This window comes from Sphingomonas turrisvirgatae (genome assembly GCF_001721295.1).
Taxonomy (GTDB): Bacteria; Pseudomonadota; Alphaproteobacteria; order Sphingomonadales; family Sphingomonadaceae; genus Sphingomonas; species Sphingomonas turrisvirgatae.
This window is the reverse complement of the sequence record NZ_MDDS01000048.1, coordinates 1-8,283: the sequence shown is the minus strand read 5'-3', so window position 1 is coordinate 8,283 and position 8,283 is coordinate 1. Positions and strand designations below refer to the sequence as shown.

At 61.5% G+C, this 8,283-nt stretch carries 12 protein-coding genes; 7 read left to right on the top strand and 5 right to left on the bottom strand.

The features are described from left to right. From BFL28_RS20585 to BFL28_RS15625, 6 genes are all read left to right on the top strand, one after another. Positions 1–863, top strand: an 863-nt coding sequence (locus BFL28_RS20585) for a MobA/MobL family protein (RefSeq protein WP_119184628.1), incomplete at its 5' end; no start/stop codon positions are given. A 53-nt stretch (positions 864–916) separates the two neighbouring features. Next, entirely contained in the window at positions 917–1,162 is a 246-nt protein-coding gene (locus BFL28_RS15640; protein ID WP_069321465.1) for a type II toxin-antitoxin system ParD family antitoxin, read from the top strand. Further along, on the top strand, positions 1,155–1,445 hold the full coding sequence (locus BFL28_RS15635) for a type II toxin-antitoxin system RelE/ParE family toxin (RefSeq protein ID WP_069321464.1): 291 nt from the start codon (positions 1,155–1,157) through the stop codon (positions 1,443–1,445). The genes BFL28_RS15640 and BFL28_RS15635 overlap by 8 nt, the downstream gene beginning before the upstream one ends. A 213-nt stretch (positions 1,446–1,658) precedes the next feature. After that, a complete protein-coding gene (locus BFL28_RS20985) occupies positions 1,659–2,180 on the top strand; it encodes a hypothetical protein (protein ID WP_158011662.1) in 522 nt (173 codons plus the stop codon). Then, entirely contained in the window at positions 2,177–3,622 is a 1,446-nt protein-coding gene (locus BFL28_RS15630) for an ATP-binding protein (protein ID WP_069321463.1), read from the top strand. Before BFL28_RS20985 ends, BFL28_RS15630 begins: the two co-directional genes overlap by 4 nt. Before the next feature lie 118 nt (positions 3,623–3,740). Continuing rightward, a complete protein-coding gene (locus tag BFL28_RS15625; protein ID WP_069321467.1) occupies positions 3,741–4,295 on the top strand; it encodes a recombinase family protein in 555 nt (184 codons plus the stop codon). Positions 4,296–4,303: 8 nt separating this feature from the next. On the opposite strand, the gene BFL28_RS20310 is transcribed toward BFL28_RS15625, so the two are convergent. The 5 genes from BFL28_RS20310 to BFL28_RS15600 all read right to left on the bottom strand — a co-directional run bounded on the left by BFL28_RS20310 (position 4,304) and on the right by BFL28_RS15600 (position 7,753). Next, on the bottom strand, positions 4,304–4,747 hold the full coding sequence (locus tag BFL28_RS20310; protein ID WP_079247200.1) for a recombinase: 444 nt from the start codon (positions 4,745–4,747) through the stop codon (positions 4,304–4,306). A gap of 77 nt (positions 4,748–4,824) precedes the next feature. Continuing rightward, complete coding sequence (locus tag BFL28_RS15615; RefSeq protein WP_069321461.1) at positions 4,825–5,901, bottom strand: replication initiation protein; 1,077 nt, start codon at positions 5,899–5,901, stop codon at positions 4,825–4,827. Positions 5,902–6,297: 396 nt separating this feature from the next. Further along, the gene (locus BFL28_RS15610; protein WP_079247199.1) at positions 6,298–6,594 is read right to left on the bottom strand and encodes a hypothetical protein; all 297 of its coding nucleotides are present in this window, start codon (positions 6,592–6,594) and stop codon (positions 6,298–6,300) included. Continuing rightward, the gene (locus BFL28_RS15605; RefSeq protein ID WP_069321460.1) at positions 6,591–7,484 is read right to left on the bottom strand and encodes a hypothetical protein; all 894 of its coding nucleotides are present in this window, start codon (positions 7,482–7,484) and stop codon (positions 6,591–6,593) included. The genes BFL28_RS15610 and BFL28_RS15605 overlap by 4 nt, the downstream gene beginning before the upstream one ends. Then, a complete protein-coding gene (locus tag BFL28_RS15600; protein WP_061781506.1) occupies positions 7,484–7,753 on the bottom strand; it encodes a hypothetical protein in 270 nt (89 codons plus the stop codon). The genes BFL28_RS15605 and BFL28_RS15600 overlap by 1 nt, the downstream gene beginning before the upstream one ends. A gap of 222 nt (positions 7,754–7,975) precedes the next feature. Between BFL28_RS15600 and BFL28_RS15595 the strand changes: the two genes are divergently transcribed. Continuing rightward, positions 7,976–8,283: MobA/MobL family protein (locus BFL28_RS15595; RefSeq protein ID WP_173655773.1), on the top strand; the 308-nt coding region annotated here is incomplete at its 3' end.

The following is an 8,283-nucleotide window of genomic DNA, read 5'->3' as shown; positions in this document are numbered from 1 at the left end:
GGGCGCAGGACCGCTCCGCGCTGTGGAACGCGGCCGAGGCGGCGGAGAAGCGCAAGGACGCCAAGGTGGCGCGGGAATACGAACTGGCGTTGCCGGCCGAGCTGGACGCCGGCCAGCGCCGCGACCTGGTGCGTGCTTTCGCGGAGGATATCCGGAACCGCTACGGGGTGGCGGTGGATGCGGCGATCCACGCCCCCCATGATTACGGCGACGATCGCAACCACCACGCGCACGTCATGACGACGACGCGGGTGGCGGAGGCGGACGGGCTGGGGGCGAAGACGCGCCAGCTCGACGTGCGCTCGACCGCCTCGGTGGAGGTGGAGGCGATCCGCGAGCGGTGGGCGGGGATGGTCAACGACGCGCTGGAACTCGCCCAGGTGGCCGAGCGGGTCGACCATCGCAGCTATGCGCGTCAGGGGCTGGAAATTGAGCCGACCGTGAAGATGGGCCATGCATCGGCTGCGATCGAGCGGCGCGCCGAGCGTGAGCAGATCGCGGCCGGCGAGAAGCCGCACGCCGTCACCCCGCGCGGGCAAATGAACGAGGCGATCCTAGAGAAGCGGGGGTTGGGCCTCTACATCGAGCGTGGCCGGGAATGGCTGCAGGAGATGGGGCAGCGGATGCGCGACCGCGCCGAGCTGGCGGCGCAGGGCATGTCGAGCTTCGTCCAGGGTGCGGCGCGGGCGATGCGATCGGGGTTGCAAACCAGTGCCGGCGACGGGTTCGAGGCGGTGCCGGCGCTCGACCAGGCACACCGGCGCGAGCAGACACCGGCCCTCGATCATGGTCAGGACGAGCGCGATCGGCAACGCCAGCGCGGGCACGACCGCGATGGGCCGGATATCGGCTTTGGGCGATGACACCAGCTATGCAATGAGCTAAATAGCACCAATAGTATGACTTGGAGGCTTATATGGGGACCGTGCGAAAGACCATCACCCTTACCGAGCAGCAGAACGCTTGGATCGCCGCGCAGATTGATGCCGGCAGCTATACCAATGATAGCGAGGCGATCCGCGACCTTATCCGGCGCGAGCAGGAGCGGGGCCTTGAGATCGAGAGCATCCGTCAGGCGCTGATCGAGGGCGAGCAGAGCGGCGAGCCGGAGCTGTTCGACTTTGCCGCGTTCAAGCGGCGCAAAGCCGAGCAGCATGGCTGAATACCGGCTTAGCCCGAGGGCGCAGCGCGACCTCGATGCGATCTTCGACTATACTGTGGCGCATTGGGATTTGCCCCAGGCGATGCGCTACACCGACCTCATCGAAGCCGCTTGCGCCGATCTGGCTGAAGCTCCGCAACAGGCGCAGGGCTGTGCCAACATCCGACCGGGCTATCGGCGGCGAAGTGTCGAGCAGCATGTCATCTATTTTCGGCCAACCAGTTACGGCATCGCTATTATCCGCATCCTGCATCAGCGCATGGATGCTAACCGTCATTTGTAATGGCGCCGATCCATTCGCGAAGCCGCAGGCGCCTTCAATGTCGTCACGTCCAGCTCCTACACCGCAAGCGTGGTGATGTGCGCGGGCCGACCGCCCTACGCGTCGTTGTCGCGTGCCGCTGCGGCCTTGGCCGCTGTCATTTTTGATGCTGGACCGGTTCCGGTGGATGGGTGACCATGTCTGCGAACCAAGCCCTGCGCAGAGGATGAGCTGATGGACATCTCGACACTAGATCCCCTTGAAGGTCATCCTCGTGGACAACGAGGCCGCCCCTCTGAACGGGACTACCCCCAGCTCTACAATATGGCTTTGCGCATGATGCGTGATCCCAGCTTATCGAAGACGGATGCTGCATGGATAGTGGTGGCACCGCCAAATGGAGCGAAGAAAGCCCTTCCCGTTCACACCGCGACGGTTGCTCGCCTGCGACGAAAATTCGGAAAGCATCCATGGATTTATAGCAGCGTGAAGCACTCCTATGAGCGCAAGGTTCAACGCATAATCAGCGAAGCAAAGCGTCAGACGCTATCGCTACGGCTGGCAGCACCACTGACAAAGCGACAGTTCGACATTTTGTTTTTCTCAAGCTTTCCTTTGTGCTTGGAAGCATACGATGATCCCAGGGTGATTAAAGCCGCTGAAGAATTATGGAAAAAGATTCGGCCAAGTGCAGTGTTGCTAGCAGCGATGGGTTATCATCGAGTTTCGGAAACTTGGTCTCGGAGAATCCCATGACCGAAGCACGGCTGTTTGATCTCAACATTGAAAAAATTCTGGAAGCTTGGGATAGTGCGCACGCAGTTCGTGAACTGATCGCCAACGCGATTGACGAGCAACAGCTAAGCGAAACTGGCGAGATCGAGGTATTTAAGTCAGACGAGGGCAGTTGGGTCATTCGCGATTTTGGGCGGGGTCTTCGCTACGAACATTTCACACAGAATGAAAATGCCGAAAAACTAAATAACGCAGGAAAGGTGATCGGCAAATTCGGCGTTGGACTGAAGGACGCCATGGCAACTCTCTATCGTAACGGTGTGGATGTAAACATTAGGTCGGCTCATGGCGAGATCACTATAGCTCAGATGGCTAAAAGAGACTTTGATGATGTTGTGACACTGCACGCGGCTGTTCAGCCATCACCCGATCCTACAATGGCTGGAACTATGATCACTCTGCGTTGCTTAAGCGACGAACAGATGGCCAAGGCAATGGGTTTTTTCCTCCGGTTTTCCGACGAGGATTTTCTTGAGACGACGCGTATTGGTGACATTCTACGTCGTAAGTATGGGTCGTCAGCACGAATCTATGTCGCCGGACTTCTTGTCGCAGAGGAAGCAAATTTTGCTTTTTCTTATAATATAACAGCGCTGACCGAGCCGATGCGAAAAGCTCTCAATCGCGAGCGAACCAATGTTGGGCGTACAGCTTACACTGATCGCGTGAAGCAGATGCTGCTTGCCGCGACTGCCAGCGAAATTGCGGACGAACTCGCGCAACAGCTGGAGAACTTACAATCGGGCGTTGGAAGCGACGAAATTCGTTGGAAGGAGGTCGCGGTCCATGCCGGGCGCATTCTAAGTGGGAGCGGCGATTATCTTTTCGTCACGGCAGACCAACTAATGGCCAATCCATCAGCTGTCGATCATGCGCGGGACGATGGCCTCAAGATCATCACAATTCCAGATACGGTGCAGCGCGAGGTCGTAAGCACAACCGACATCTCCGGAGCTCCCATTCGCGATCTGAGCCGTTATCAGTCCGAATGGAATGACAGTTTCGTTTTTGACTTCATAGACCCAATTGCACTAACGCCGGCTGAACGATTGGTGTTTGAAAAGGCACAAGCGATCGCAGACCTTGTTGGTGGCATACCCAATCACGTGAGTGCCGTGCGGGTGAGCAACACGATGCGCATGGATGCTACAGGAAGCGATGCGCTTGGCTTATGGGATGGATCGACCAACTCGATCGTTATTCGGCGCGATCAGCTTTCGTCTCTTTCAAACTTTGCCGGAACGCTGGTGCATGAAATCGTCCATGCACGAACGGGCTACGATGACGTCACGCGGGCCTTCGAGAGTGCGCTGACTGATGCTATCGGAGAAGCTGCTTCCGCAGCCCTTACCCAGCCAGCTAAACCAAAGTCGCTAATGCGAAGTCTGTTCGGTCGTACCTGAACAACCGCTATTTCACTTTTCGCGCCAGTGATGCAAAAATCAAAGGTTCTGCATCGTGACGGGAATGGCGGAAATCTGGGCGCTTCCGTGATGCATATATCCGATGCACAATGGTCGCATGATCTACGGCTATGCGCGCGTCTCCTCCAACGGGCAGGACCTCACCCAGCAAGTCGCCCAGCTCCTCGCTGCCGGTTGCGTGAAGGTCTATCAGGAGAAGGCCAGCGCCGCGTCGGCCGAGCGGCCGAAGCTCAAGCGCGCGATCGGCGCGCTCGATGCCGGCGACGTGCTGATGGTGACGGCCACCGATCGCCTGGCGCGTAACACCCGTGACCTGTTGAACATCCTCCATGCGGTGAAGGAGGCCGGCGCTGGTTTTCGTTCGATCGCGGAGCCGATGGTGGATACCACCTCGCAGTTTGCCGAGGTCGTCATCGCTGTGCTGGGGATTGCAGCGAGCTGGGAGCGCCAGCGGATCGTGGAGCGCACCGCAGCTGGCCGCGACCAGGCGAAGGCCCGTGGCGTGAAGTTCGGCCGGCGAGCGGCCCTTACTCCCCACCAGCAGGCCGAGGCGCTACAGCGGCTCGCCAGGGGGGACACGCAGCGCACCGTCGCGGCCCTACTCGGGGTCGATCAGGCCACGATATCCCGGCTATCGCGACGGCAGGGGTGACGATCGCGCTACCCTTCGTCAGTGCGGCCGAACAGGCGACCGAAGAACCCTCTCTTGGATTCTGTGGGGCCAGGTCCGGCCAGCAGTCCAATCACTCTGGCTTGAGCCTCACGCCGTTCCTCGTCCGATTGATCGAGGCGACGGCGAAGATCATCGATCGTGCCGTCCCGGTCGCGCAACTGTTCCAAGGCAGCATCAAGACGAGCCTGCAACACATTGGAATCTGACCCGTTACGGGTGTCAGCATTGCCGTTGCGTAGCGTTTCAGATGGCGTTTCGGTTACTGGTGCGGCTGACTTGGGAGGGTACACCCGGTGCAGTTCGACCGGCTCAATCGAGAAAGAGCCGTCATCCTTCTTTGTCGCAGAAATCCGACCGCTGTTGATAGCGCGCGATATGGAAGCCTTGCTGATACCCGTTGCCTTTGCGGCTTCTCCAAGGGTGTAAGCCATCTTATCCGTCCCTGTTGCGGATCGTTTCAAAACGTGATCCGCTAACCGTTAGCAGAAACGGTCAAGCGGCGAAATGGTCAGACCCTGCCCCACTTGGTGGCACACCCCGTAACCCATTTCGTCCAATCTGCCTTGAGGGCATCCCCTACCAATTTACGGCGCTGTTCGGGGCGCACGCGGGCATACTGATCCGCTAGTCGCTGTACGGAGTGACCACCGCCTAGGGCCATTCCGATTGCATGAAGCTCCGGGGTCTTGAACTCGTCCACCTGATCGTCGGCTGGCCAGCGCAGGGTGTCTGAAACCGATAGCCGAGAAGCCGCCGAGGCGATGAGGCTGGCGGTATCGACGATGGTTTCTGTCGTCCCTTCCCGGCGGGCCTTTCGACCGCTGCTATGGCGTCCTGCCTCATCGGCCGCGGCGTCAGTGGCATCGTCGTCTTTAGGGGTGAAGGTCAGGGTGACGTGGGTGATCTTGCCCCGCGCCCCGCGCTTTTCCGACCAGTCCATCGTGAAGGCGGCGAGCTGATCGATTTCGGCTTTGCCAGGTGTCAGCACCAGACGCCGGAAGTCGGAGAAGTTGGGCATCGAATTAGAGGGTGCGCCAAGCCGCTCCCGCAGTTCATCGACCGTTCCGGACCATGTGGGGCTACGCCGTCCAGCCAGCAGGCAACCCATCTCATAGAGGGTGATCGCATACTTCGACCGGAAGGCGAGCAGAGCCGCCCGGTTGAGGCGAGCGTAATAATCGCTCCCTTGCAGAATTGCCCTAGCCGGTGCTGTGAACTCCCACTCGACGGTGGCACGGCCGTCTTCCGCATGTTCGTTGAGCGTCCAGGCAAGCAGGGCAGCGGTGAGCGTCGCCGCGCGCCCCTGTGCCGAGGTCGAGGGCATCTGGAATTTTACATCCATCAGCTCACCCAGGGTGTCTTGGATCCGATCATTGGCGTTGTGGGTGCCCCGCAGGTCGCGCTTGGCGATGACGTGCGATCCTGGTCGCCAGGCTTCACCGGCAGCTTTGGCGATCAGAAGAGCTAGGGTTTTGCGGGCTGCCAGGGAGGGCGACGTGCCTGCACCGAAACGGGCCTCGATAAACTCGCCAGCTTTGACGATCGCGTGTCCGTCACGGACAGAAGCGGTGGAAGCCGCTTTCATAGTGCGGCCGGTGGTTGGTTCCTCGGGCACGTCGAAACCTTAGCCAGATGCGACATAAGATCAATGATCTTGTCATAGATCGCATAACCACCCGATTTGTCGCAACTACCCACCCCATTTCTCGTAGGTGCTCACCCCATTTGTCGTAACTGAGCACCCCATTTGTCGTAGGTCGGGCCATTTAATCGTTTTAGATCAGCGACTAGGCGGCCCCTGAATCATAGAATCAATAGAATCTAGAATCATCGCGGGCACGCGAGGCTGGCTTTGCATGATGACAAGCGGAATCGGCCTTCGACCGATGCGCCGATAATGCGTGCCGGCTACGCCGTCACAGAAGCGGCCTACCGGCCGCAGGCTTGGCGAAGAAGAAGTTGGGGCGGCGGCATCGTGCCATCATTCACCGGGCGTCACACGGCGAGGGGTTTTGCCGTTGCGATCGTGGACGACGATCGCGGACACGCCGGAGGCAGCGATGCGATCGATCAGGCGATCGGCTTCCTCGTACTGGTCACTGGGCCAGTCGCGGGCGACGTGGACGCGATCACCGTCAATTTCGAGCGTCAGATGCGAAATGGAGGGGTCGAGGTCGAGCAGCCGCGCCATGTCGGCCTGGGTGTCGAGCGTGACATGTCGGAGATCATCGCCGGTCATGATGAGCTGCCAGGTGCGCGTGCGATCATCGAGGCTCATGGCAACAACCATCCGGTGTAGGACTTGGCGTCGGGGTTCGCACCGAAGCACCAGTACGACCCGTTGCGCTTCTCGCGCTTCCAGCCATGATCCTTGGGACAGGCGGCGATGGCGGGGATGGTCTGCTCGCTGGCCTGATCGATGCGGCGGGCGAGCTTGCCGTTGGTGGTGTTAGCCCAGCTCGCGGCAGCCGTTTCATCACGGGCACGGGCATAGCCTTCCGCCTCACCGGCCCCGTTACCCAGGTAGTAGCCGTAACCCCCGGCGATCGGCACGAGCAGGGCGAACCCGGCGAGCGCGCCGTTCCACCACCTGTCCGAGTGGCGCCGGCGCTGTTCATGGGCGCGGCGATCGGCGACATCGGCCGCAAGACGATCGGCCAGGGCGGCGTGCGCGGCCGTGTCAGCGTCGATCCGACGCCGCAGGGCCTCTCCCGCCCCGGCAAGGCCGTCCGTGGCTCCACGACGCGCTCCAGCCTCCGCACGGGCCTCCAGGGCGGCAGGATCGACCAGGCGCGCCGCTATGGCCTTGTCACGGGCTTCCTCGTCCTCGGCGCGCTGTGCATCCCTGGCGGCGGCATCAGCGAGGCTGGCGCGCACGTCGGACACCAGGTCGCGCAGGGTGCCGAAGCCGGTGAGGATGCGCTGGATGTTGGTGTCGAGGTGGGAGAAGAAGCTGTGCGCCTGGGCGGCGTCGGCGGCACCGCGCGCACGACCTGCGGCAGAAGGCGGCGGATCGGGGGGCGTGTCGAACTCGGCGGGATCGAACTTGCCGGCCGGGGGATCGGTTCGGCTCCCGCCACGAGCCATTCCCCTTCCGCGTCCCTGATCGTGGAGCTGGCGGGCCTGTTCGAGCAGGCGGCGGGGGTCGTCGTCGCGATCGCGGTCCATCAGCGATCCTCCCCGGGCAGCGACCATCCGTCGAACGGTTTGCGATCCTGATCGCGGCTGATGCGGTGGGTCAGCTCGGAGACGATGCCGGCGAACCGTTTGTCCTTGCTGGCGGCATCGATGAGCAATCCGCCCAGGATGATCTTACGGCGGGTATCGAGACGACGACCCTCGGCAGCCACACGGGCATTGAGCGCGTCGAGACGGGCCTTGGCCTGGTCTACCCGTTTGCGGGCCTGTTCGATCGCTTCTGGTGTCGGTGCCGCCATGTTTTCTACCCGAAAGCACGAATACGAAGCGAGTATAGCGCAACCCAACGAATGAAGCCACCCGAGACGACGGTAGGAGACAAGGGCGCACTTTAGCATTACTGCGTAATGCGTGCGGCAGGGATACCCTGCACCCGTGTCGCGATGCGACAGCGGGGCTTCCGCCCCACACCCCGACCAGCGCAACGCCGCTGGACCACGTTGGAGAAGGCAGGCGCGGCGATGGCGATCTACCATCTGGCGGTGAAATCGGTGTCGCGCTCGACCGGGCGCAGCGCGGTCGCGGCGGTCGCGTATCGTGCCGGCGTCTGTCTTGAAAACGAGCGCGACGGCCTGGTCCACGACTATACGCGGCGGGGCGGCGTCGAGGATGCGTTCATCGTCGCACCGGAAGGCGCGGAGTGGGCGCAGGACCGCTCCGCGCTGTGGAACGCGGCCGAGGCGGCGGAGAAGCGCAAGGACGCCAAGGTGGCGCGGGAATACGAACTGGCGTTGCCGGCCGAGCTGGACGCCGGCCAGCGCCGCGACCT

Excerpts from the sequence above, each read along its gene's own strand:
- BFL28_RS20985 (WP_158011662.1), top strand. The coding sequence starts at position 1,659 with ATGGACATCTCGACACTAGATCCCCTTGAAGGTCATCCTCGTGGACAA.
- BFL28_RS15605 (WP_069321460.1), bottom strand. The coding sequence starts at position 7,484 with ATGGACCGCGATCGCGACGACGACCCCCGCCGCCTGCTCGAACAGGCC.
- BFL28_RS15625 (WP_069321467.1), top strand. The coding sequence starts at position 3,741 with ATGATCTACGGCTATGCGCGCGTCTCCTCCAACGGGCAGGACCTCACC.
- BFL28_RS15600 (WP_061781506.1), bottom strand. The coding sequence starts at position 7,753 with ATGGCGGCACCGACACCAGAAGCGATCGAACAGGCCCGCAAACGGGTA.
- BFL28_RS15615 (WP_069321461.1), bottom strand. The coding sequence starts at position 5,901 with ATGAAAGCGGCTTCCACCGCTTCTGTCCGTGACGGACACGCGATCGTC.
- BFL28_RS15640 (WP_069321465.1), top strand. The coding sequence starts at position 917 with ATGGGGACCGTGCGAAAGACCATCACCCTTACCGAGCAGCAGAACGCT.
- BFL28_RS15635 (WP_069321464.1), top strand. The coding sequence starts at position 1,155 with ATGGCTGAATACCGGCTTAGCCCGAGGGCGCAGCGCGACCTCGATGCG.
- BFL28_RS20310 (WP_079247200.1), bottom strand. The coding sequence starts at position 4,747 with ATGGCTTACACCCTTGGAGAAGCCGCAAAGGCAACGGGTATCAGCAAG.
- BFL28_RS15610 (WP_079247199.1), bottom strand. The coding sequence starts at position 6,594 with ATGAGCCTCGATGATCGCACGCGCACCTGGCAGCTCATCATGACCGGC.
- BFL28_RS15630 (WP_069321463.1), top strand. The coding sequence starts at position 2,177 with ATGACCGAAGCACGGCTGTTTGATCTCAACATTGAAAAAATTCTGGAA.